This window comes from Streptomyces sp. AgN23 (assembly GCF_001598115.1).
GTDB classification, from domain to species: Bacteria; Actinomycetota; Actinomycetes; order Streptomycetales; family Streptomycetaceae; genus Streptomyces; species Streptomyces antimycoticus.
The window spans coordinates 7710040-7732746 of the sequence record NZ_CP007153.1 but is presented as its reverse complement, the minus strand read 5'-3'; the positions used below and the strand labels follow the sequence as shown (position 1 = coordinate 7732746).

Annotated in this window: 17 protein-coding genes and 1 pseudogene; 11 read left to right on the top strand and 7 right to left on the bottom strand. The window is 73.3% G+C overall.

Translation table 11 applies throughout. The features are described 5' to 3' along the window. Positions 1-38 precede the first annotated feature (38 nt). The gene (locus AS97_RS33585; protein WP_125760005.1) at positions 39-950 is read right to left on the bottom strand and encodes a class I SAM-dependent methyltransferase; all 912 of its coding nucleotides are present in this window, start codon (positions 948-950) and stop codon (positions 39-41) included. A gap of 258 nt (positions 951-1208) precedes the next feature. On the opposite strand from AS97_RS33585, the gene AS97_RS33580 reads away from it, so the two are divergent. After that, positions 1209-2261 carry an NAD-dependent epimerase/dehydratase family protein gene (locus AS97_RS33580; RefSeq protein ID WP_210566175.1) on the top strand — a complete coding sequence of 351 codons (1053 nt, stop codon included), beginning with the start codon at positions 1209-1211 and terminating at the stop codon, positions 2259-2261. Positions 2262-2505: 244 nt separating this feature from the next. Here AS97_RS33580 and AS97_RS33575 read toward each other — a convergent pair whose 3' ends face one another. Further along, positions 2506-3618 (bottom strand): HAMP domain-containing sensor histidine kinase, encoded by a 1113-nt coding sequence (locus AS97_RS33575; protein ID WP_059141735.1) that lies wholly within the window; start codon positions 3616-3618, stop codon positions 2506-2508. Then, on the bottom strand, positions 3611-4459 hold the full coding sequence (locus AS97_RS33570) for a response regulator transcription factor (RefSeq protein WP_125761801.1): 849 nt from the start codon (positions 4457-4459) through the stop codon (positions 3611-3613). Before AS97_RS33570 ends, AS97_RS33575 begins: the two co-directional genes overlap by 8 nt. A gap of 116 nt (positions 4460-4575) precedes the next feature. Here AS97_RS33570 and AS97_RS33565 point away from each other — a divergent pair, with 116 nt between their 5' ends. From AS97_RS33565 to AS97_RS47785, 4 genes and pseudogenes are all read left to right on the top strand, one after another. After that, entirely contained in the window at positions 4576-5298 is a 723-nt protein-coding gene (locus tag AS97_RS33565) for a glycosyltransferase family 2 protein (protein WP_210566174.1), read from the top strand. A gap of 152 nt (positions 5299-5450) precedes the next feature. Then, on the top strand, positions 5451-6074 hold the full coding sequence (locus AS97_RS33560; protein WP_125761803.1) for a DUF2064 domain-containing protein: 624 nt from the start codon (positions 5451-5453) through the stop codon (positions 6072-6074). Further along, on the top strand, positions 6071-6919 hold the full coding sequence (locus tag AS97_RS33555; RefSeq protein ID WP_247204565.1) for a methyltransferase domain-containing protein: 849 nt from the start codon (positions 6071-6073) through the stop codon (positions 6917-6919). The genes AS97_RS33560 and AS97_RS33555 overlap by 4 nt, the downstream gene beginning before the upstream one ends. A gap of 3 nt (positions 6920-6922) precedes the next feature. Beyond that, positions 6923-8431: pseudogene (locus AS97_RS47785) on the top strand (glycosyltransferase 87 family protein); the annotation flags it as partial. Between the two features lie 226 nt (positions 8432-8657). On the opposite strand, the gene AS97_RS33545 reads toward AS97_RS47785, so the two are convergent. Together AS97_RS33545 and AS97_RS33540 are read right to left on the bottom strand one after the other, a co-directional pair. After that, the gene (locus AS97_RS33545; RefSeq protein ID WP_247204564.1) at positions 8658-9248 is read right to left on the bottom strand and encodes a hypothetical protein; all 591 of its coding nucleotides are present in this window, start codon (positions 9246-9248) and stop codon (positions 8658-8660) included. 44 nt (positions 9249-9292) lie between these two features. Beyond that, positions 9293-10585: a molybdopterin-dependent oxidoreductase gene (locus tag AS97_RS33540; RefSeq protein WP_125761085.1), complete on the bottom strand. Its 1293-nt coding sequence runs from the start codon at positions 10583-10585 to the stop codon at positions 9293-9295. A gap of 153 nt (positions 10586-10738) precedes the next feature. On the opposite strand from AS97_RS33540, the gene AS97_RS33535 reads away from it, so the two are divergent. Both AS97_RS33535 and AS97_RS33530 read left to right on the top strand, forming a co-directional pair. After that, on the top strand, positions 10739-12136 hold the full coding sequence (locus AS97_RS33535; RefSeq protein ID WP_125761087.1) for a hypothetical protein: 1398 nt from the start codon (positions 10739-10741) through the stop codon (positions 12134-12136). A 109-nt stretch (positions 12137-12245) separates the two neighbouring features. After that, positions 12246-13535 (top strand): hypothetical protein, encoded by a 1290-nt coding sequence (locus AS97_RS33530; protein ID WP_059141857.1) that lies wholly within the window; start codon positions 12246-12248, stop codon positions 13533-13535. Positions 13536-13864: 329 nt separating this feature from the next. Here AS97_RS33530 and AS97_RS33525 read toward each other — a convergent pair whose 3' ends face one another. Further along, positions 13865-15844 carry a transglycosylase domain-containing protein gene (locus AS97_RS33525; protein WP_059141729.1) on the bottom strand — a complete coding sequence of 660 codons (1980 nt, stop codon included), beginning with the start codon at positions 15842-15844 and terminating at the stop codon, positions 13865-13867. A 424-nt stretch (positions 15845-16268) separates the two neighbouring features. Here AS97_RS33525 and AS97_RS33520 point away from each other — a divergent pair, with 424 nt between their 5' ends. From AS97_RS33520 to AS97_RS33505, 4 genes are all read left to right on the top strand, one after another. After that, positions 16269-17576, top strand: a complete 1308-nt coding sequence (locus AS97_RS33520) for a DUF692 domain-containing protein (protein ID WP_125761089.1) — start codon at positions 16269-16271, stop codon at positions 17574-17576. Next, the gene (locus tag AS97_RS33515; protein WP_210566173.1) at positions 17573-18553 is read left to right on the top strand and encodes a TIGR04222 domain-containing membrane protein; all 981 of its coding nucleotides are present in this window, start codon (positions 17573-17575) and stop codon (positions 18551-18553) included. The genes AS97_RS33520 and AS97_RS33515 overlap by 4 nt, the downstream gene beginning before the upstream one ends. Positions 18554-19178: 625 nt before the next feature. Further along, positions 19179-19985: a TIGR04222 domain-containing membrane protein gene (locus tag AS97_RS33510; protein WP_059141726.1), complete on the top strand. Its 807-nt coding sequence runs from the start codon at positions 19179-19181 to the stop codon at positions 19983-19985. A gap of 85 nt (positions 19986-20070) precedes the next feature. After that, on the top strand, positions 20071-21921 hold the full coding sequence (locus tag AS97_RS33505; RefSeq protein ID WP_125760524.1) for an alpha/beta fold hydrolase: 1851 nt from the start codon (positions 20071-20073) through the stop codon (positions 21919-21921). 68 nt (positions 21922-21989) lie between these two features. Here the strand turns inward: AS97_RS33505 and hemQ are convergent, their stop codons facing one another. Next, complete coding sequence (hemQ, locus tag AS97_RS33500) at positions 21990-22706, bottom strand: hydrogen peroxide-dependent heme synthase (RefSeq protein ID WP_059141724.1); 717 nt, start codon at positions 22704-22706, stop codon at positions 21990-21992. Between the last annotated feature and the right edge of the window lies 1 nt (position 22707).

Here is a 22707-nt window from a genome sequence, read left to right as displayed (position 1 = left end):
GGCCGTCCGCCGCGCCGGGGCCCATTCCGCGCCCGGGGCTATCGCCTGCGGCGGCGGATCGCGCGGGTGACGACCGGCGGGAGCACGTCGGCGGCGAGCCGCCGGACCGCGGTGGGACGGCGCGCCGCGGCGGCGGACGCCGGTGCGGCGGGCGCGGAGCGCGGCTCGGGGGCGGGGACGCGCGGGTCATCGGCGTAGCGGGAGGTGGGCGGGGTCGGGTTGGCGGGCTTCCCCGAGAACCGCAGCACCCTGCGGCCCGCGATCTCCTGCACGCTGGTGTGCATCCCCTTGCGCCACTCCTCGTCCGCGAGCAGCTCGTCCTGGATCGGCTCCGGGTCGCCCCAGGTGCCGTAGAGCTTCTGCGTGGTCAGGCAGATGGGCCGCAGGCCGCGGGTGAACACCGCCTCCCAGGTCGCGGCGGCCACCCCGGGGGTGTGCTCGGAACGGAAGTCGTCGAGGACGACCAGACCGCCGGGCAGCAGCGTGTTGTGCGCGGTGCCGATGTCGCCCGCCACATGCTCGTACAGGTGCGAGGCGTCCACGTGGATGAAGCGACAGGTGTCGGCACCGACGTGGTCGGGCACGACGGAGGTCGGGGCCTGGATGACGTGCGGCAGCTCGTCCCAGAAGGCCAGGTAGTTCTGCTCGAATGCGGTGCGGGTCAACGTGGAGTACGACTTGCGTGCCTCCGCCGCGTTCTTCTCGTCCGGCGCATCCGCGTCGAAGAGGTCACAGACCGTGAACCGCTCGTTCGCCCGCAGATACGCGGCGGTGAAGATGGCGCTCTTGCCCATGTAGGCGCCCATCTCCATCAGGTCCCCGTGCTGTCCGAGGCGCTCCTGGCGGGTCAGAAAGCGGTCGAACAGTACTTGGTCAAGGCTGGGGAACCAGCCCTTGACGTCATTGAGGCTGCGGGGACGCTGGGCCGCGGGCGCGGTGGTGACCGTCATGTGGCTCTCTGTTCGTCGATGGCGGCGGTCCGGAGAGACGTGTCCGGTAATCGTGTCCGGGAGCCCCTGGGGGAAGGATCCTCGGGGACGGGGTCCCGGGGGACGCGAGTGGGCGCCACGGTCGCAGTGAAAGGCAACGCGGGGCCGTCTCTCCTGTGGCCATTCTGTGACCACGCCTCCTCCGGAAGGTCTTACGGAGCGGTGACGGAACGGCGCGGGGGCGGACCCCGGCGCCCGCTCCGGCCTAGCGTCGTCCCCATGCGTGTACTGGTCACCGGAGGCGCGGGCTTCATCGGCTCGCATATCGTCACCGCCCTTGTCGATCACGGCCATGAGCCGGTCGTCCTCGATGCCCTGCTCCCGGCCGCTCATCCGACGCCGCCCACGGTGGACGGGGAGTGGATCCACGCCGACGTACGGGACCGGGAGGCGGTGGTCGCCGCGCTGCGCGGCGTGGACGCCGTATGCCATCAGGCGGCGATGGTCGGTCTCGGCAAGGACTTCGCGGACGCCCCGGCCTATGTGGGCTGCAACGACCTGGGCACCGCGGTGCTGCTGGCGGCGATGGCGGAGTGCGGGGTGCGCCAACTGGTGCTGGCCGGGTCGATGGTCGTCTACGGGGAGGGGCGCTACGACTGCCCCCGCCACGGCCGGGTCCGTCCCGGTCCGCGCGCCGAGGCGGATCTCGCGGCGGGCCGCTTCGACCCCCGTTGCCCCGAGTGCGGCACATCGCTGCGGCCCGGCAAGGTGGAGGAGGAAGCACCGGTCGATCCGCGCAATGTGTACGCGACGACGAAGCTGGCCCAGGAACATCTGGCGGCGGCCTGGGCCCGGTCGGTGGGCGGCCGCGCGGTGTCGCTGCGCTACCACAATGTGTATGGGCCGGGGATGCCGCGCGACACCCCCTACGCGGGGGTGGCCTCCTTCTTCCGCTCCGCCCTGGCGCGCGGCGAGGCGCCCGCGGTCTTCGAGGACGGCGGCCAGCGCCGGGACTTCGTCCATGTCCGGGACGTGGCCGCGGCCAATGTCGCCGCACTGGAGGCGGCGGCGCGGGTGGTGGCCCCGTCCACGCTGACCGCGTACAACACCGGCAGCGACGACCCCCATACGGTGGGCGAGATGGCCGCGGCTCTGGCCACGGCGTTCGGCGGCCCGGCACCCGTGGTGACGGGCGGGTACCGGCTGGGCGACGTACGGCACATCACCGCGTCGTCGCGGCGGATCCGCGAGGCCCTGGGCTGGCGCGCGGCGATCTCCTTCACGGAGGGCATGACCGCGTTCGCCCGCGCCCCCCAGCGCGCGGGGGTCTGAGTCTGAGGCGGAGGGGTCCGAGGCCGAGGAGGGCCGGGGCTGCGGGGGCCGAGGCTGCGGGGGTGGGGTCGGCCGGGGCGTGCCGGGGGCCGAGGCTGAGGGGGCGGGGCCGACCGGAGCGTGCCGGGGCCGAGGCTGCGGGGGCGGCGGCCTGAGGGGAGCAGCCGCTCACCTGTGTGACGGCGGTCCAAGCGGTCTCAGGGGCCGAGTCGCTCAGGTGATGGCGGCCCGAAGGGAGGGCCGCTCAAGTGGCGGCGGCGGGGAGGCGGACCTCGAAGCGGCAGCCGCCGTCGACATTGCGGACCGCCGCCTGGCCGTCGTGAGCCTCGACGATGCCGCGGACGATGGCGAGGCCCAGACCGGCGCCCGCCGGGGGTGTGCGGGCGTTGGTGCCGCGCCAGCCGGTGTCGAAGACGCGCGGAAGGTCCTCCTCCGGGATCCCGCCGCAGCCATCGGTGACCGACAGCACGACCGTGTCCGCCTCCCGCTCGGCGGTCACCGCGACCGTGCCGTCCGCCGGGGTGCGGCGGACGGCGTTGACGAGGAGGTTTCCGAGCACACGGGTCATCTCCTTGCCGTCGACCTCCACCGGGACGGGGTCCACCCGGTCGCCGATCAGTTGGACGCCCAGCTCACGGGCGAGCGGATCGACCCCGGCGAGCGCGTCGCCGATCAGGTCGTAGACGGAGATCCGGGTGGGGCTGAGGGAGAGCGCCCCGGCGTGGATGCGGGACAGCTCGAAGAGGTCGCCGACCATTGTGTTCAGCCGCTCCACCTCGGTGCGGATCCGGCGGAGGTAGCGGTCCGGGTCCGGGGCCACCCCGTCCTCCAGCGCCTCGGACATCGCGCGCAGCCCCGCCAGCGGGGTGCGCAGATCGTGGGATATCCAGGCGACCAGCTCCCGGCGGGAGGACTCCAGGGCGCGCTCGCGCTCGCGGGAGGCGGCCAGCTTGGCACTGGTGGCGGCCAGTTCACGGCCGAGCGCGGCGAGCTCGGCGGTGGCCTGGCCGTCGGGGGCGGCGAAGCTCCCGCCGTCCCCGAAGGAGCGGGCGGCGAGGGCCAGCGCGTTGCTGCGCGCCACCACCCAGCGGCCCATCAGCAACGCGGTGGCCATGGACACCACGGCGGCCATGGCGCACACGGTCGTGACCACCGTCAGGTCGTGCGGGGACAGGAACATCGCCCAGGCGACGGCCAGCGTCCCGGTGAGCATCGCCGTGACCGCGACGGCGGCGACGACGGTGAGAGACACCGCGACCGAACGACCGCGCACCAGCCGCAGCGCCAGCGCGCCCAGCAGACCGGCCGCCGCCGCGCCCAGAAAGGCGAACGCCGCCATGAGGAGGACATCACGCATCGGAGCCCGCCCCCCGCCCGTCGCCGTCCCGTCCCTCGTACCGTCGTGCCTCGTCCCGTCCGTCGTCGTCCCGTCGCCCCTCGTCCCGTGGCTCGTCGCCGAGTGGCCCGCCGGCGGCCTCGGGCGGGGCGTCGAAGCGGTAGCCGATGCCCCATACGGTCTGGATGAGCCGGGGCGCGGCGGAATCGTCCTCGACCTTCCCGCGCAGCCGCCGCACATGGACGGTGACGGTGGACAGATCCCCGAAGTCCCAGCCCCACACCTCGCGCATCAGCTCCTCGCGGGTGAAGGCCACCCCCGGGTGGCGCAGCAGAAAGGACAGCAGGTCGAACTCGCGCACCGTCAGGGCGAGTTCCCGGCCGTGCCGGGTGGCGCGCCGGGCCAGGGGATCGAGAGTGATCCCGGCACGGTGTGCCACACCGCCCGGGGCGAGGGCGGACGAGCCGGGGACCTGCGGACCGGGCCGGCCGCGGCGCAGCACCGACTCCACGCGCAGCACCAGCTCCCGTGGGCTGAACGGCTTGGTGACGTAGTCGTCCGCGCCGATCTCCAGGCCGAGGATCCGGTCCTCCTCGTCGCCGCGCGCGGTGAGCATGATGACCGGCACCGGGCCCTTGTCCCGGAGCGCGCGGCAGACCTCCAGCCCGTCCATACCGGGCAGCATCAGGTCGAGGACGACCAGGTCCGGCCAGCGGAGGGCGGCGTGGGCGAGCGCCCCGGGGCCGTCGGCGGCCTGGTCCACGGCGAATCCGGCCCGGCCGAGGTACCCGGCGACGACCTCGGCCACGGTCGGATCGTCGTCCACGACGAGCACGCGGGTGGGAGACGGGGTCTGCTGCATGCCCCACAGCGTGACACCAGGTCCGGCGCCCGGGTGCGGCAGGGAGGCCGAGGACCGGGCGACGTCCGTGTTTCGTAAGAACCTGAAGCCCGGAATGTCGCTTTCTCCTTCGTAGTGTGGTGCGGGTGACAAATTCGACCACCCCCTGTGCGGACGTCGTCCTGCCGTGTCTGGACGAAGCCGCCGCCCTGCCCTGGGTGCTGGCCCGCATCCCGGCCGGCTGGCGCGCCATCGTCGTCGACAACGGCTCCACGGACGGCTCGGCCACGATCGCCCGCGCCCACGGCGCCACCGTCGTGCACGAACCGCGCCGCGGCTTCGGCGCCGCCTGCCACGCCGGGCTCCTCGCCGCCGAGGCCGACATCGTCTGCTTCTGCGACTGCGACGCCTCGCTCGACCCCGGCCTGCTGACCGCCTTCGTGCGGACCGTCACGGAAGGCGGCGCCGACCTCGTGCTGGGCCGCCGACGTCCCCAGGAGCGGGGGGCCTGGCCGATGCACGCCCGGCTCGGCAATATCGCCCTGACCCGCATGCTGCGGCGGCGCACCGGCCTCACACTGGGCGACCTCGGCCCACTGCGGGCCGCGCGGCGCGAACCGCTGCTCGACCTCGGCCTCACCGACCGCCGCAGCGGCTACCCGCTGCAGATGGTCGTGCGGGCCGCGGACGCGGGTTGGCGGATCGAGGAACGCGAGGTGCCGTACCGGCCGCGCACCGGGAAGTCGAAGGTCACCGGCACCTGGCGGGGCACCTGGCACGCGGTGCGCGATATGCGCGCCGTGCTGCGCCAGCCCCCGGTGGCCCACGACCTGGCCGCCTCCTCGATGGCCGCGCGGTGAGCCCCGCGCCACGCGAGGATGCGAACCCGGCGAGGGTCCCCTCGGCTCCCGACCGCCCCGGCTCCGGACCCGACGCCGTCGGCGGGCCGGTCCCGGGGGCGGACATCCGTGCGGACACCGGCTCCCGACCTGCCCACGCGGACGGGACGACGCTGCTCGTCATCGCCAAGGAACCGGTGCCCGGGCGGGTGAAGACCAGGCTCACTCCCCCGTACACCCCCGCCGAGGCCGCCTCGCTCGCCGAGGCGTGCCTCACCGACACACTGCACGCCGCGCTCGCCATGCCCGCCGGTCGCAGGGTGCTGGTCCTCGACGGGCGCCCCGGGCCGTGGCTGCCGTCGGGATTCGAGGTGGTGCCGCAGTGCGACGGCGGTCTGGACGAACGGCTCGCCGCGGCCTTCGCCGCCTGCCGGGGCGCCGCCCTGCTGATCGGCATGGACACCCCGCAGGTCACCCCCGCTCTGCTCGCCCCCGCGCTGCACCCGAACGGCTGGCACGACTGCGACGCCTGGTTCGGCCCGGCCGCCGACGGCGGCTTCTGGGCCTTGGGCCTCGCGCAACCGGATCCCGGTCTGCTGCGGGGCGTGCCGATGTCCACCGCCACCACCGGTGCCGCACAGCGGCGCCGGCTGACGGACGCGGGGCTGCGGGTGCGCGACCTGCCGATGCTGCGCGACGTGGACACGGCGGAGGACGCCGCACGCGTGGCGGCCGACGCTCCGGGCGGGCGGTTCGCCCGGACCCTCGCCCGGCTGTCCCGGACCACCGCCCGATGAGCACGGCCGAGACAGTGCGAGACGGAGCCGTACGCGATGGCTCGGTGCGAGACGGGTCCGTACGCGACGAATCGGTGCGAGACGGAGCCGTACGCGACGGACCGGTACGCGACGGACCGGTACGCGACGGACCGGTACGCGACGGATCGGTGCGTGAGCGGACTCCCGCTCGCCGTGCGGCCGCCGCCTGGCACGCCGACCCCTATGTCCGGGCGCTGCACGCGGGCCGAGGTCCGCTGTTCCTGCGCCGAGCCGACGGCTGGATGCTGCCCTTGGACGTCGAACGCTGGTGTGCGGACGCCGACGCGGCCGATCGGACCGTGCTGCGGCGATGCCAGGGCCCGGCCCTCGACATCGGCTGCGGACCCGGTCGGCTGGTGGCGGCACTGGCCCTGCGCGGCCGCCCCTGCCTGGGCATCGACGTCAGCCAGGCCGCGGTCGCCCGAACGGTCCGTGCGGGCGGGCCCGCGCTGTGCCGCTCGGTCTTCGAACCGCTGCCCGGCGAGGGACGCTGGGGCACGGCGCTGCTGATCGACGGCAACATCGGCATCGGCGGTGATCCGCAGGCACTCCTCGCGCGCGTCGCTCAACTCATAGCCCCCAACGGGCTGCTGCTGGTGGAGGCCGCGGCGGCCGATGTGGACGAGCGGGTGCGGGTGCGGGTGGACGACGGCCGGGGCGACATGGGAACGGCCTTCCCCTGGGCCCGGGTCGGCGTCCCGGCGCTGCTGCACCACGCGCGCGCGGTGGGCTGGAACCCGGTCGAGCAATGGACCGCGCGGGACCGGAGCTTTGTGTCGCTGCGCCGCACCCCGCCCCTGCCCAGGTCCGCCACGGAGCGCTGAGCCGTGCCCGCATCGCCGCGCGGCCCGCTGCGGCCCGGCCCACTCGCCCGGTGGGTCGGCCGGGTGCCTGATCAGCACTTCGGCCCGGGCCCTCGCCCACCGGCCCGCGGCCGCCTCGCACCACCGCCTGACAGCACGGACGAGCCCCGCCCGGCAGAGCGCCCCACCCGGGCCGCGCGGGGGCGGACCGCCCACCCGCGGATATCCCCCCTCGCGCTGGCCACGCTGCTCGGCTCGCTGGTCGCCGTCCTCGCCCTGACCTTCCGCAGGGACGACTTCCACACCGCGCCCGGCACGCTCTCCCGCTGGTACGCCCTCGCCTGGGTGCTGTTCGCCGCGGCGGCGTGGACGGTCCGCCGCCTGGGCGCCCGCCAGGCCGCCGTCTTCGTGCTCGTGGGGAGCGCCGCGGTCGCCGCCACGGGCCTGCTCGGGCCGCCGCGCACCAGCACCGACGCCTACCGCTACGCCTGGGACGGACGTGTGCAGGCCGCGGGCATATCCCCCTATGACCACGCGCCCGAGGACCCCGCACTCGCTCCGCTGCGCGACCGCTGGCTCTTCCCGAAGGGCTCCGCCTGCCACGGCCCCGACCGCGCCCCCGTCCGCCCCGCAGCCGAACCTCCCGCGCCCGGCGCCCACCCACGCACCGATCCGGCGCCCGACCACACACCCGACACCCCCAGCAACACGCGCAAGACCTCCGGCCACACGCGCGGCACCTCCGGCCCCGCCGAGTCGCAGTGCACCCGCCTCAACCGCCCCGCGGTCCATACGATCTATCCTCCCGTCGCAGAGGGCTATTTCCTGCTTGTACACCGCTCGGCGCCGTCAGGTTCCACTCTCCTCCCCCTGCAGACCGGCGGCGCGCTGCTGTCCGTCGCCACCACCGCCGTGCTGCTGGCCGCGGCACGCCGCCGCCCCGATCCCCGCCTCGCGACCGCCCGCGCGGCGCTGTGGGCCTGGTGCCCGGCCGTGCCGGTGGAGGCCGTGAACAACGCCCATGTCGACGCGCTGGGCGCGCTGTTGACCGTCGCGGGCCTGGTCGCCGTCCCCCGCCGCCGCGCCCTGGGCGGCGTGCTGCTCGGCGCGGCGATCGCCGCCAAGCTGCTGCCCGCGGTAACCCTGCCGGGTGCGCTCTCCGGCATCCTCGCCATGAACTCCAAGACCCTCAAGGCCCCTGAAAACGCCGGGAGCCCCGCCTCACCGACCACCCGGCTCCGCCGCGCCGCGGCAACGGCGGTGCGCCCTGCCGCGGCGATCGTGCTGCCCGCCGCGGCCGTCGTCGCGCTCGGCTACCTCCCGTACGTCCTGCTCTCGCGCTCCTCCGTGCTCGGCTATCTCACCGGCTATGTGGCCGAGGAGGGGTACGAGACGGGCTCCACCGCCGCCGCTGACAAGAACCGCTACGCACTGCTGCGTCTGCTCCACCCCGCCCCGGAGAGCTGGGCCCTGCCGGTGGTCGCCGCCGTCCTGCTCGTGATCGTCGCGTGGGTGCTGCTGCGCGGCGATCCCGGGCGGCCCTGGCGCGGCGCGCTGGTGGTGACCGGGACCGCGTTCCTGCTGATGACGCCCGGCTATCCCTGGTACGCGCTGCTGGTGGTGGCGCTGGTGGCCCTCGACGGGCGCTGGGAGTGGCTCGGCCTGCCGCTCGCGGGAGTTGTCCAGTATGTGACGGCCCGTGCGGTCGACGACGGCGCGTGGGTCGGAACGCTGGGGTACGCGGTCGCCGGTGCGGCGGTCATGGCCGGCTGGGCCGTGCGGGCCCTGCGGGCGGCTTCCGCTCCCCCGCCGCCGGGGCCCCACGCCGAGGCCCCGGACGACGCCGCCACACCCGGATCACCACCCGGATCGCCAGCCACACGGCCGAGGCGGCGAAGAGTCCCGCGGTGATCAGCAGCCAGCGCGACCAGAAGACGTCGGCACTCAGCCCGGTCGCGTTCTCGTAGCGGCGCTCCTGCCGGCCGAGGATCAGCGGGAACCACACCAGCAGGAGCAGCCCGGAGAGGAAGACGGGCACTCGCACATGGTTGATCCAGCGGGCCGCGGCCGGGAGCGCGGCGCCCACGGCACGGTCGGCGAGCGCGTACAACGGAAGCAGCACCAGGTCATGGAGGATGGCGGCGCCGACGATCCACAGCAGGATCCCGAACCAGTCGCCGCTCAGCAGCCTGAGCCCGGCGTAGCCGGTCAGCGCGAACGAGCACAGCAGCAGCACCAACCGCAGCGGTGATTCCGGCTCCAGCCGCAGCGGACCGAAGCGGCGCAGCGCGGCCCGCGGACCGAAGCGGCGCAGCGCGGCCTTCATCTGGTCTCCTCGAAACCCGCTCATACGTCCTCCCCGAACCCCCCTCATGCGGCCTCCCCCAAGCCCCTTCACGCGGTCTCCTCGAAGCTTCCGAAGGTCAGCCGGCCGACCCACTTGGTGTTGTGCACACCCGGGGCCCCGGGCACGATCACCCGCGCCGGATAACCGTGGTCCGGCGACAGATCCGCGCCGTTGACCCTCAGGGCCAGCAGCGAGCGGGGGTCGCGGACCTGGACGTCGCTCAGCACCACGCGGCGGAAGGAGCCGTGCCGCTGCACCGACTCCACCAGGACCCTCGGCGGCCGGTCGGCATGCCCCACCAGCGCGGCGAGGTCGGCCAGCCGCACCCCGTCCCACCGCTGGTCGGACGTGGACCAGCCCTCCACACAAGCGATGGGCAGCGCCGCGCCGTGTCGCGGCAGCCGCAGCAGCTGCTCCCGGGTGAGGACCGTCTCGCGGCCCGTCGCGCCGCGCACCGTCAACCGCCAGTCGGGCCCGATGTCGCGGGCCCGGAGGCCGACGGCCATGGCGGTCTTGTTGATCTGGAAGCCGCCCGGCCCCGACCCCGGGTTGCGGCCGTGCGGCGCGAGTACGGCCGTCTCGCGCAGCGGGCCGCCGATGCTCTGACCGGCCGTCACCACCAGCAGCGCGAACGAGCCGGTGCCGACCATGGCGAGCGCGCCCCGCCGCGACATGGTGGGCGCGGCCGGTTGCGGGCTGACCAGACCGGTCTCGTCCGGCGGCTCCGGCGTGGTGTCGTGGGCGCGGGTGCGCAGCTCGGCCCGCAGATCGCGGCTGCGCAGCGCCCGCACCATGGCCGGGAACCGCAGCGCCACATGGACCACGAGGGCGGCCATGAAGATCCACGCCCCGTAGAAGTGCAGCGGGTAGAAGGACCCGGGGAAGATGTAGTCCAGCTGGACGTTGAGCACCCCGGTCGCGAACTCGAACAGCCCGCCGCCGACCAGCGCCAGCAGCGAGAGCCGCTCCAGCCCGTGCCCCACCGACCGCACCGGGGGCCAGGTGAACAGCTTGGGGATGACCGACCACAGCTTGGCCAGCAGCACCGGCACGAGCACGATCCCGAGGGTGACGTGCACGCCCTGGTTGACGCGGTAGAGCCAGGAGGGGTTGGTCGGCCAGGTGAAGAGATAGAAGCCGAGCAGCCCCTTGTCCGGAGTCTGGTCGTTGACCGGGGACAGTCCGGGGTTGTAAGCGGCGTACGACAGCAGTCCGGTCACGAAGAGCACGGGCAGGCCGAAGAGCAGGATCACGCCGAAGACAGACGTCAGCCAGGGGCCGCGCAAAGGACTGCGCCACAGCGCGCGGCGGTCACGGTGGGTACGGGGAGGGTGGCTCATGGCATGACGGTAGGGCGGCCGCGCCGCGTTCCGGGGCCTTGAGCCCATGACGAAACGGTGACGTCAGCCGCCCCGGCCGCGAGGATCTGACGGTCCGGTGACGTCGCGCGGCGCGGCGGCCCGGACGCGGGCTTCACGACGTAGCGTGACGTCGTGAAACTCCCTCTCCACAGCGGCATCGACATCCGGGCCGTCGAGAACGAGAAGCGGACCGGCCGCCGCCGGGACATGCTCGCCGCCGTTGCCGCCGCCGTGCTCTTCGCCGTCGCCGCCGTCGTCGGCACCCTGATCCAGCGGGCCGATCACTCGCTGTACGTCGACTGGGCGCCGCTGTACGCCGACTGGCTGCCCCATGTGGGCCCCGGCACGCCCGCCGCCCTGGCCGTCGCCGCGGCGGTCGTCGTCCACGGTCCCCGGCTCGCGGTGCGGCTGCCGTGGCGCGGGCTGCTGGGGGCCGTCTGGGCGGCGTCCATGGCCTGGATCTGGTCACTGGCGCTGGTCGACGGATGGCAGCGGGGGGTGGCGGAGCGGCTGACCGCGCGCCACGAATATCTGCGCGGTGTCGACCGGTTCCACGACATCGGCGCGGCCCTGCGCGGCTTCACCGGCCATATCCTGCTCACCCAGCCCGACCACTGGCCCGCCCATATCGCGGGCCATCCGCCGGGCGCCGTGCTCACCTTCGTGGGCCTGGACCGGCTGGGCTTGGGCGGCGGCGCCTGGGCGGGGGCCTTCTGCATCACGGTGGGCGGCTCGGCGGCGGCCGCGATCCTGGTCACGCTGCGCGCCCTGGGGCAGGAGCGGGCCGCGCGCGCTGCCGCCCCGTTCCTGGTCCTGGCGCCCGGGGCGGTCTGGGTGGGCGCCTCGGCCGACGGCTATTTCGCGGCCGTCGCGGCCTGGGGGCTCGCGCTGCTGGCGCTCGCGGCGACGCGTACGGTCCGGGCGCCCGGGGCGGTCGCGTTCGGCTCCGGGCTGCTGCTGGGGCTGACGGCCTATCTCTCCTACGGGCTGACGCTGCTGGCGCTGCCCGCCGTCGCCGTGCTCCTGCTCGCCCGTACCGCGCGGCCGCTGCCCTTCGCGCTGATGGGGGCGGCGGCGGTGGCCGGTGCGTTCACGCTGACCGGCTTCCAGTGGTGGGAGGGGTACTCCCTGCTGGTCGAGCGCTACTACCAGGGCGTGGCCTCGGACCGCCCGTACGCGTACTGGGTCTGGGCCAACCTGGCCGTCGCGACGGTGGTCGCCGGTCCGGCCGGTGTCGCGGGCGTGCGGCGGATGCTGTCGGCGGTGCCGGACACCGTAAGGCGGCTGCGCCCGGGCGGCCCGGGGGCCCCGGACGGGCTCGTGGTGCTGACCTTCGCCGTGCTGCTCGCACTCGCCGTGGCCGATCTGTCCGGAATGAGCAAGGCCGAGACGGAGCGGATCTGGCTTCCCTTCCTGGTCTGGCTGCTGCCCACCGCCGCGCTGCTGCCCGCTGTCGATCGCCGCCGCTGGCTTGTGGCCCAGGCGTGTCTCGGACTGCTCGTCAACCACCTGCTTTTGACCGGTTGGTGAGGAGACCGATGTGAAGGCCACGTGATACTTCTGTGATACTGAGGGGGACGTACATCTGTACTGTTGCCAGGGGGCGGGACCCGTGAAGGCGCTGAAGATCGTGCAAGCGTTGAAGGCTTTAAACGCGAAGAACGCCTATGGCGTGGCCGCGCCCATAGGCGCGCTCACGGCCGTGGCCGTCGTGGTGGCGCTGCTGATAGCCCTCACCTCGCCGGGGGACGCGGGCGGCGCACGGGACGGGGATCTCCCCGCCGCCGCGGCGTCTCCCAAGTCGGACCGGGTCCCCAGGGAGCCCAAGAAGAAGGACAAGTACGCCCATTGGGACGGCAAGGTCAAGGTGCTCGGGGACGGCTCCACGTCCTACACCGGACCGCAGCCGCACCAGCTCAAGCCCGAGAAGCTCAAACCGGGCGAGAAGCCCCCGCAGTTCGTGGTCTTCTCCTGGGACGGCGCGCTGGAGAACGACGACCATCTCTTCTCCCGCTTCCGCCAGGTCGCCAAGGAGAGCGACGCCACGATGACGTTCTTCCTGAGCGGCATGTATCTGCTGCCCAAGACGAAGAGCGACCTCTATCGCCCGCCCCAGCACAAGCCGGGCTCGGCCGCCATATCCTTCCCGACCGACGAGCACATCAGGGAGACCCTGGAGCAGCTGAGCGGGGCCTGGCAGGACGGCAATGAGATCGGCTCGCACTTCAACGGCCACTTCTGCGGCGCCAAGGGCGGACAGGACTGGTCCACCCAGGAGTGGAAGAGCGAAACGGAGCAGGCCGTCTCCTTTGTGAAGCACTGGAAGACCAACACCGGCTTCACCGACATCAAACCGCTGCCGTTCGACTACGACGTGGAGCTGGCGGGCGGGCGCGCGCCGTGCCTGGAGGGCCAGAAGACGCTGATTCCGGCCATCAAGTCCCTCGGCTGGCGCTATGACGCCAGCTCCCCGGGCGACTTCCAGCTCTGGCCGTCCAAGATCGACGGGATCTGGAACTTCCCGCTGCAGCTGGTGCCGTACCCGGAGAGCGAGAAGCAGGTCCTCTCGATGGACTTCAACTTCCTCTTCAACCAGTCCGGTGACAGCACCGAGGGCGATCCGGCGAAGTACACGGAGTGGGAGCGGCTGACCCGCGAGGGCTATCTGAACGGCTTCGAGCGGGCCTACAACGGCAGCCGGGCGCCGCTGTTCATCGGCAATCACTTCGAGACCTGGAACGGCGGCATCTATATGCAGGCCATCGAGGACGTGATGCGGAGCGTCTGCCGCCGCGACGGAGTGCGGTGCGTGTCGTTCAAGCAGCTCGCCGACTGGCTGGACGCCCAGGACCCGAAGGTCCTGGCGAAGCTGCGGATGCTGGACCCGGCGGAATCGCCGGACTGGTCCACGTACACCAAGACCAATTGACTTCCTCTCCCCCCCTGAGGGGCGAGATTCCCGCCTACCGCGCCGTTGAAGGCTGCGGTGTCGAGTGGGTTCCTGCTTCGCTGCGCGGTGCCGGGACGAGTCCTGGTCTTACCTGGGGCCCAGGCCGAGGTGAACAGTGTGGATCCGTGCACACAGCCAAGGTCAGAGCAGTTTTCGGATTCGCTTCACCACCGGACTGAAGCCCGGTGCACTGCGAATAGCCCCGGTAGCGTGCGGAAGCGGTCCTGTTGCCGGGTTTCCACCGGGGCTCGTTCCACCGGGGCCTGTTCCACCGGGGCCTGTTCCACCGGGGCTTGTCCCACCGGGGTTCATTCCGCCGCCCGGTCCGTCATATAGGTCTTCCAGATGTCCAAGGGGTAGGTGTCGCCCGAGGTGTCGGTGGCTTTCCCGCCCATCCCTTTGAGCGGCATCAGCTCCTGCGACTTGGGGTCCACCCGGGACAGCGACACCGCCGTCGACAGCTTCTTGGTGTAGCCGACGAACCAGGCGGAGTTGCCGTCCTGCGCCGTGCCCGCCTTACCGGCCACCTCATCACCGGCAGCGGCGGCCCCGCGCGCCGCGCCCTCCGGGCTCTGCACGGAGCCCCGCAGCGCATCGTCCACCTCCGCCGCGACCGCCGGGCTGAAGGCCCGCCTGGCGCTGTCCTTGCGCAGAGAGAGCCGCTGCCCGCCGTGGGTGAGCCCGCTCACCGAGTACGGCGCGTGGTGCGTTCCCTCGGCGGCGAACGTCCCGTAGGCGCTGGCCATACGGATCGAGCTGGGTGTCGCGGTGCCGAGCGAGAACGCGGGCACCCGCGCGCCGAAGCTGCTGGGCAGCATCCCCGCGTCGATGGACGCCTGCCGGACCCGGTCCAGGCCGACGTCCATGCCCAACTGGATCATCGGGGTGTTGATGGACCGCACGATCGCCTGGCGCAGGGAGACCTGCCCATACGAGGCGTCACCGTCGTTGCCGGCCCGCACGATCTTGCCGCTGCGGTCCCAGTACGGCCCCTCGGGCGTATGCACCGCGATCTTGTTGTCGCCGTCGTAGAGCGTCGAGGGGGTCACGGGCGTCCGCTCCCCGTCGCGCTTCAGCAGAACGCCGTCGCGCAGCGCGGCGGCGTAGACGAAGGGGGTGAAGGAGGTGCCGGCCGGGACGTTGGAGGCGTTCGCGTCGTTGAATCCCTGCTCGAGATAGCCGGGGCCGCCGTACAGCGCGCGTATCGCGCCGCCGGGGGCCACCGAGGCGGCGCCGATCCGCACATGGCGGTCCTCGGGGCGATGCTCGGGATCGAGGGTGTCCCGGGTCTTCTTCACCGCCTTGGCCAGCGCCTGGACCTTCGGCTTCTCGAAGGTGGTGTGAATCTGATAGCCGCCCAGGTCGAAATCGGCGTCGGATATCTCGGTATGGGAACTCACATACGCCTTGGCCGTCTCCACCAGATAGCCGACCTGACCGGTGAGCCCGGCCGACTTGGGCGGCGCCTTGGGCTCGGGGAACGACGTATAGCGGGCCCGCTCGGACCGGGAGAGCTTTCCGATGTCGACCATCCGGTCCAGCACCCACTTCCAGCGGTCGACGGCCCGCTTGTGGTTCTTGGCGCTGAGCGTCGGATCGAATGTCCCGGCGCCCTTGAGCAGCGAGGCGAGCAACGCGCCCTCGCTCGCGTTGAGTTCCGAGACGTCCTTGCCGTAGTACGCGTACGCCGCCCGCTGAATGCCGTAACTGCCGCGCCCGAACCAGCTCGTGTTCAGATAGCGCTGAAGGATCTCCCGCTTGCTCATCCGGTCGTCCAGCTTGATGGCCATGAACATCTCGGTGAGCTTGCGGGAAAAGGTCTGGCGCTGATTCAGATAGGCGTTCTTCACATACTGCTGGGTGATGGTGGAGCCGCCTTGGGTCTCACCACCCGTCACCATCCGCGTCACGGCGCGCATCAGACCGCTCGGGGACACTCCGCTGTCGGAGTAGAAACTGGCGTTCTCCGCGGCGAGCACCGCCCACTGGACATCCTGCGGCACCTTGTCCAGCGGCACCTCCTGCCGGTTGACCGGACCGGTGCGGGCCATCTCGCTGCCGTCTGCCCAGTAGTAGACGTTGTCCTGCTGGGTGGCGAAGTCGTTCAGGTTCTTGGGTATGTCGGTCTGCAGATACAGATAGCTCAGCAGACCGGTCAGACTGCCGAGGCAGAAGACGAAGAGGAGAGTGATCTGACGCCACGACGGCAGCCATCGCCCCACACCACGCCGCCCCGCCCGGGGGTAGTCCAGCCGGACCCGCGCCGCCGCCCAGCGGCGCAGCCGCATCCCCCGGCTCCCCGAGGACGGCTTTCGGCGGTGCTTGCGGTGCTTCCCCATGGCGTTGTCACTGCTGCCCAGCACGTGTTTTCCCCCACGCTCGCTCCGCGCGCGGGCGCGGCACAAAGGTGTGATCTTCCATCCCCCCGGACCAGACGATCCTATTTTCCCCTCTCAACGTCTGTCCCCACAGGGCTCCAATTTTTTGCAACAGTGACCATAACCAGCGACACCACCCACCCGATGACCTTTCGCACCGCCGGGCCACCCCTGCCGGCGGCCCCGCGGACTCCCCTCCGCCGCCATGCTGCGAAGCTCAAATGAAGCTCTGAACCACGGGCCCGGGGGATTCGTCCTCCTTCTACGGGGTCATCACCTCGGCACGCGAGAACAACACCGCGGGGGACGCGGTACGGAACGAGGAGGGGGAGCCATGGTGCGCCTCGGTACCGGAATCGGCTGGCGGCCGGAGATCGCCGACGACATCGCACGGCTGCCCGGCATCGACTGGGTCGAGGTGGTGGCGGAGAACATCTGCCCCGACCATGTGCCGGACGCGCTCCAGCGGCTGCGCGAGCGCGGGACCGCGGTGGTCCCGCACGGGGTGTCGCTCGGCCTCGGGGGAGCCGAGCGGCCCGACCCCGGCCGCCTCCGGGCGCTGGCCGAGCGGGCCGAGGCGCTGGGCTCGCCGCTGGTCACCGAGCACATCGCGTTCGTCAGGGCCGGGGGCCCGCTGACCGCGTCACCGGCCATCGAGGCCGGGCATCTGCTGCCGGTGCCGCGGACCCGTGACGCGCTGGACGTGCTGTGCGAGAACGTGCGCATCGCACAGGACGCGCTGCCGGTGCCGCTCGCGGTGGAGAACATCGCGGCGCTGATCTCCTGGCCGGGCGAGGAGATGACCGAGGGCCAGTTCCTCGCCGAGCTCGTGGAGCGCACGGGGGTACGGCTGCTCATCGACGTGGCCAATCTGCACACCAACCACGTCAACCGGGGCGAGGACCCGGCCAAGGCGCTGGACGAGCTGCCCACGTCGGCAATCGCCTACGTCCATGTGGCGGGCGGGGTGGAGAAGGACGGGGTGTGGCACGACAGCCACGCCCATCCGGTGACCCAGCCGGTGCTCGACGTCCTCGCCGAACTGTGCGCCCGTACGGCACCGCCCGGCGTACTGCTGGAGCGCGACGAGGACTTCCCGGCGGCCGGGGAGCTGGCGGGCGAGCTGGACGCGATCCGCGCGGTGACGGCGGCGGGGGTCGTGGAAGGGGCCGTGGCTCCGGCGACGGCCTCCGCCGCGCCCGGCGCCCCCGTGCCGGACGCCGTCCGGGAGCGGCTGGCGCTCGCCCAGACCTCGCTGCTGTCCGCGCTGGTCGGAGGCACCCCGCCGCCCGAAGGCTTCGACCGGCGGCGGCTGCGGGTGCAGAGCGCGGCGCTGACGGCCAAGCGGGCGTCCGTGGTCGCCAAAGTGGCCCCGGAGCTGCCGGAAATCCTGGGCACCGGCTACCGCCCGGCGTTCGCGCGGTACGCCGACGGCCGCCCGATGACCGGCGGCTACCGCCGCGACGCGCTGGCGTTCGCCGAGCATCTGCTGGCGGAGGGCCGGCCCGACGACCCGGCGGCCCGGCGCCGCCTGACGCTGTGGTGGCAGGAGCGGTCCGGGCCCGCGCCCCTGGCGTCCCATCCGGCGGCACGGCTGGCCCGCCGGGTCCGGCTCGCGCTGAGCGGGCGGCGAGCGGCATGAGCGCGGCGGTGATCCTGGTCTACTCGGCCGTCGCCCTGTCGTCGGTGGTGCTCATCACCGGCACGGTCCGGGCCCGGCGCGGGGAGGCCGTGGGGCCGGTGGACGCCCGGGCGTACGACCTGCTGGAGGCCGCCTTCCTGGCGGGTGGGCCGGGCCGGACGGCGGACACCGTGATCAGCGCGATGTACGCGGACGGCCGGCTGGCGATCGGCGACCCCGGCGTGGTCTCGGTGCGGCAGCCGATCGCGCGCGGCCCGGTCGAGGAGGACCTGCTGCGGCTGTGTGCCAGTTCCCCGCACGGCGCCCTGAAGTGGCTGCGCCGGGAGCTGATGCGCGGTGCCTCAATGCAGGCGATCGGCGACCGGCTGGCGGCACGCGGGCTGCTGGTGCGGCCGGAAGCCCTCCGGTTCTGGCGGCGCGCGGCACGGGCGCAGAACACGCTCTGTGCGGTGGGCCTGTTCCTCGCCATCATGTTGACCGCCGACTCCGTGGCCGACGACGGACTTCCACTGATCTTCGCGATCGGCCCCGCGCTCTTCACCGGCTTCCTCATCGGCGGAATCTGCACCGGCGCGGCCAAGCGCCGGCTGACCGCCGCCGGGAAACGGGCGCTGGTGGCGTACCGAAGGGACTCGGGGGTCGGCGAACGGCGGCACGCCCTGTCCGTCGGCCATCCCGCGACGGTCCCCGTCGCGGTCGTCGTCGCGCTGACGGGGGCGGCCACCCTGACGGACGATCCGGTGCTGCGCAAGCAGATGCTGGACGCGCAGAAGGTACCGAGCGGTTCGGGGTCGTCGAGCGACTCGGGGTCTTCGGGCACCTCGGACTACGGCGGCGGATCGTGGTGCGGAGGGGGCGGCTCCGGCTGCGGAGGCTCCTCGTGCGGCGGCTCGTCCTGTGGCGGGGGCGGAGGCGGAGGATGCGGCGGCTCCTCGGGGTCGAGCTGCGGCGGGGGCGGAGGATGCGGCGGCGGCTGAGCCGCGACATGACGGGCCGGGTCGCCGCCAGGAGGCCCGGCAGGGCCCGCCGCGCATCTGCGACCACCGGCGGGCGCCAGGTGTTGGCGGCAGCCGCAGCCCGGTGAAACTCACCCACATGCCGATGACGCACTACCACCAGTGGTCGCCGGCTGCGGGCGGTGGGCCGTAGCTCTGCCGGGCCGAGCCGCCGCCCGGTAAATCGCTCGGCGCCCGCTGCCGATGGCGATCCCGCGCGCCACCAGTGGGCGCCGGGTACGGGCGGCCAGGCCGAGCCGCCGCCCGATGAAACGCCCCGTGCCGATGACGATCCCGTGCGCCACGACCAGCGGGCGCCGGGTACGGGCGACCGGCCCGAGCCGTAGCCCCGTGAAACCGCCCAGCACCCGACTGCCCATCCGATCAGCCAAGCGTCCTCGCCGATCCGCAGCGGCCCGCGCAACGCCTCCCGCGCCATGGCCGTACGGGTCGCGGGCGATCGGTCGCCGCCCTCGAGCGAGCCGCGCCCCCAGGCAACCCGCGCCCCCGAGCGAGCCGCGCGTCCGGGCAACCCGCGCGTCCGGGCGAGTCGTTCATATCGTGAAAACAATGGCGCGACGGCGGTCGGGTCCAGTAGAACTCGGCCATGTTGTGGGTCCTTTTCCTGCTCGTCGCGTGGGGCGCGGCGGTTGTCAGCTGCACCCGTCTGTGCCTGGCGGCGGTTGCCGCCGCCCAGCCGCTGGACCCCGATCCGGCGGCGGACGCGAAGGGCCTGAGCCTGTACGAGGCGGCGTTCCTGTCGGGCGGTCCGCGGCGGGTGGGCGATCTGGTCCTCGTCACGATGTACCGCGAGCGCCGGCTGCTGCTGGCCCACACCGGCTGGGTCACCGTCGTGGTCCCGGACGGGCGGGACGAGCTGGAGCGGTCCGTGATCACCGCGATAGGGCCGGAGGGCCAGTCGCCGGTGCGGCCGGTGCGGGCCGCGCTCGCCACCGCCGCCCCCGTACGGGCGCTGGGCGACCGGCTGGTGGCGGCGGGGCTCGCGGTGCCCGCCTCGGCCCGTACGAATGTGGCGGTCGCGGTGCGGCACGTGCGCGCGGCCTGCGTGCTGGTGCTGGCGACGGCGGCCGCCGCGCTGCTGCTGGTGCCGCCCGCGGCGGGGCGCGGTCCGGTGGCCTCGTGGTTCATGCTGCCGTTGCTGCTGACGGTGAGCTGTCTGCTGATCGCCCGGGTCGAGGCGCATCCGTACTCGCGGTGGGCCTCCCCGGCCGGTCAGCTGCTGCTGGGCCGGATCGACGTGCCCCCGCGGCGGACCCTCGCCCAGCGCTCGGGCAGCGGCCCGGGCGGCGATGGCGACGACGGCGAGGTGCTCACCGCGCTCGCGGTGCACGGCACCGCCGCCCTCCCCGACCGGGCGCTGCGCGCGGCGCTGAAGGGGCATTGGGGTCATTGACCCCGACACCGTGGCCCGGTGCTTTACATGGTCATCCGCCGCGCCAAATATCCCTTTCATCGCGCGATGCACGAAGGGATGGCCAGTGAGAGCAGCAGCGCCGTACGGCATCCTCGGCCCGCTGTCCCTGTCACTGGCGATGAGCGCGCTGCTCGCGACGCCCGCCACCGGCCGCCCGCTCGCCGCGTCCACCGCCCGCACCGCCACGACGGTTACGACGACGCCGTCCGCCACGGCCCCGGCCGGTGCGGCGGGCGCGCTCCTCACGGCCCCGGCCTCCCCCGCGCCCCGTTCGGTCTCCGCCGTCCCCGTCGCCCCCGCGGCGCCCGCCTGGAGCTCCTGGTCCGGCTCGCCCGCATCGGCCGTCACGGCCGCCACCCCGCCCGGTGACGCGGTCGCGGCGCGCGGGGTGACGCTCGCCGCCCGGCGCGCGGCAAAGCGGGGCATCGCCTTCCGCCGCTGCCCGCGCGCCGAGGCGCTGGCCGCCCCCATCACCTGCGGAAAGGTCTCCGTCCCGCTCGACTACGCCCGCCCCCGCGGCAAGCACATCAGCCTTACCGTCAGCCGGGTCCGGGCCACCGGCCCCAAGGCCCGGCGCCAGGGCGCGCTGGTCTACAACCCCGGCGGACCGGGCGCCTCGGGTATGGCGTTCCCCGAGTACGCGGCCGAGGGGGCCTTCCGCCGGGTGGCCGCCGCCTACGACTTCGTCGGCTACGCCCCACGGGGCGTCGGCCGTTCAGCGCCGCTGTCCTGCCAGCGGCCGTCGGCCTACGCCAAGGCGCCGACCAGCTCCCCGCCGCACCCCACCGCCGCCTTCAAACGGCGGCTGGTGGCGCGGGCGCGCGCCTATGTCCGGGGCTGTGTGCGCCGCACGGGCCGCGCGCTCGCCCACTACACCACCCTGGACAACGCCCGCGATCTGGAGGTGCTGCGCGCGGCGCTGGGCCAGCGGCGGCTCACCTTCGTGGGCGCCTCGTACGGCACGTACTACGGGGCCGTGTACGCCACGCTCTTCCCGGGGCGGGTGCGCCGGATGGTCTTCGACAGCGTGGTCAACCCCGCCCCTTGGCGGATCTGGTACCGCGACAACCTCGACCAGTCGGTCGCCTTCGAGCGGCGCTGGCGGGACTGGCGCCGCTGGGTCGCCCGGCACCACGCCGTCTACCACCTGGGCACCACCGATGCCCGGGTGCTCGCCTCGTACGAGAAGGCGCGGCGGCGGCTGGGGCACAAGCCGGCGGGCGGGGTCGTCGGCACCGCCCAGCTCCAGAGCGCGTTCCTGCGGACCGGCTACAACGACGCCTACTGGGATCCGGCCGCCCGGGCGCTGGCCGGCTATCTGCACGGTGACCCCGAGCCGCTGATCGCGCTCGCCGCGCCCGATCCGGCGCAGGCGGCCGACGACGAGAACGGCAACGCCGTCTACACCGCCGTGGAGTGCAACGACGCGCCCTGGCCGCGCACCTGGGCCACCTGGAACCGCGACAACACCGCCCTCGCCCGCCGCGCGCCCTTCGAGACCTGGGACAACGTGGCGATGAACCTGCCGTGCGCCTTCTGGCCGCTGAAGCCCGGCCGCCCCCTCGACGTGGGGCACTTGGAGGCGGTGGGCCCCCGGACGGGGCGGGTCGCGCTGCCGCCGGTACTGCTGCTCTCGGCGGAGCGGGACGCGGCCACCCCGTACGCGGGGGCGAAGGAGCTGTGGCACCGGCTGCCCGGCTCCTCGCTGGTGACCGAGCGGAAGGCGGGCACCCACGGGTTGTGGGGCGGGCCGAACGACTGCGTCAACCGCCATGTGGACACGTATCTGCTGACCGGGAGGACGCCGGGCCGGTCCGCCACCTGCGCCCCGCGCCCGGAGCCCGCACCGCTTCCGGCCCCGGCCCCGCTGCCCGAATCGGGCAAGCAGCCGGCCGCGATGCCGGGCACGCCGTAAGAGACCGCAAGGGGACGCCGGGGCCCGTACGGGACGACCGTAAGGCCGTCCCGACTACCGCAAAAGCGTCAGGCCAGACCGGCGACGAGCTCGGAGACCGCCTTGCGCCGCCCGGTGTAGAACGGCACCTCCTCGCGCACATGGCGACGCGCCTCGGAGGCGCGCAGGTGGCGCATCAGATCGACGATCCGGTGCAGCTCGTCCGCCTCGAAGGCCAGGATCCACTCGTAGTCGCCGAGCGAGAAGGACGCGACCGTGTTGGCGCGCACATCGGGGTAGCCGCGGGCCATCTTGCCGTGGTCCGCGAGCATCCGGCGGCGGTCCTCGTCGGGCAGCAGGTACCAGTCGTAGGAGCGGACGAACGGGTACACGCTCACGTAGTCGCGCGCGTTCTCGTCCGCGAGGAACGCCGGGATGTGGGACTTGTTGAACTCGGCCGGGCGGTGCAGCGCCATGTTGGACCACACCGGCTCCAGGTGCCGCCCCAGCCGGGTGCGGCGGAAGAGGTTGTACGCCTCCTGGAGGGCGTCGGAGGTCTCCGAGTGCCACCAGATCATGACGTCCGCGTCGGCGCGCAGCCCGGACACGTCGTAGGTGCCGCGCACGGTGACGTCCTTGGCGGCGAGCTGAGAGAAGAGCTCCTCGACCTCGTCGGCGTAGCCGGTGCGGTCCTCCGGCAGCACATCACGCAGCCGGAACACCGACCACAGGGTGTAGCGGATGACCTCGTTGAGGTCCTTGGCCTTCTTACCGGCGTTGGGAGTCTTCTCAGGTGCAGCAGTCATG

Excerpts from the sequence above, each read along its gene's own strand:
- AS97_RS33555 (WP_247204565.1), top strand. The coding sequence starts at position 6,071 with ATGAGCACGGCCGAGACAGTGCGAGACGGAGCCGTACGCGATGGCTCG.
- AS97_RS33525 (WP_059141729.1), bottom strand. The coding sequence starts at position 15,844 with ATGCGGCTGCGCCGCTGGGCGGCGGCGCGGGTCCGGCTGGACTACCCC.
- AS97_RS33585 (WP_125760005.1), bottom strand. The coding sequence starts at position 950 with ATGACGGTCACCACCGCGCCCGCGGCCCAGCGTCCCCGCAGCCTCAAT.
- AS97_RS33580 (WP_210566175.1), top strand. The coding sequence starts at position 1,209 with ATGCGTGTACTGGTCACCGGAGGCGCGGGCTTCATCGGCTCGCATATC.
- AS97_RS33515 (WP_210566173.1), top strand. The coding sequence starts at position 17,573 with ATGAGCGCGGCGGTGATCCTGGTCTACTCGGCCGTCGCCCTGTCGTCG.
- hemQ (WP_059141724.1), bottom strand. The coding sequence starts at position 22,706 with ATGACTGCTGCACCTGAGAAGACTCCCAACGCCGGTAAGAAGGCCAAG.
- AS97_RS33520 (WP_125761089.1), top strand. The coding sequence starts at position 16,269 with ATGGTGCGCCTCGGTACCGGAATCGGCTGGCGGCCGGAGATCGCCGAC.
- AS97_RS33575 (WP_059141735.1), bottom strand. The coding sequence starts at position 3,618 with ATGCGTGATGTCCTCCTCATGGCGGCGTTCGCCTTTCTGGGCGCGGCG.
- AS97_RS33545 (WP_247204564.1), bottom strand. The coding sequence starts at position 9,248 with ATGAGCGGGTTTCGAGGAGACCAGATGAAGGCCGCGCTGCGCCGCTTC.
- AS97_RS33570 (WP_125761801.1), bottom strand. The coding sequence starts at position 4,459 with ATGCAGCAGACCCCGTCTCCCACCCGCGTGCTCGTCGTGGACGACGAT.
- AS97_RS33540 (WP_125761085.1), bottom strand. The coding sequence starts at position 10,585 with ATGAGCCACCCTCCCCGTACCCACCGTGACCGCCGCGCGCTGTGGCGC.
- AS97_RS33510 (WP_059141726.1), top strand. The coding sequence starts at position 19,179 with ATGTTGTGGGTCCTTTTCCTGCTCGTCGCGTGGGGCGCGGCGGTTGTC.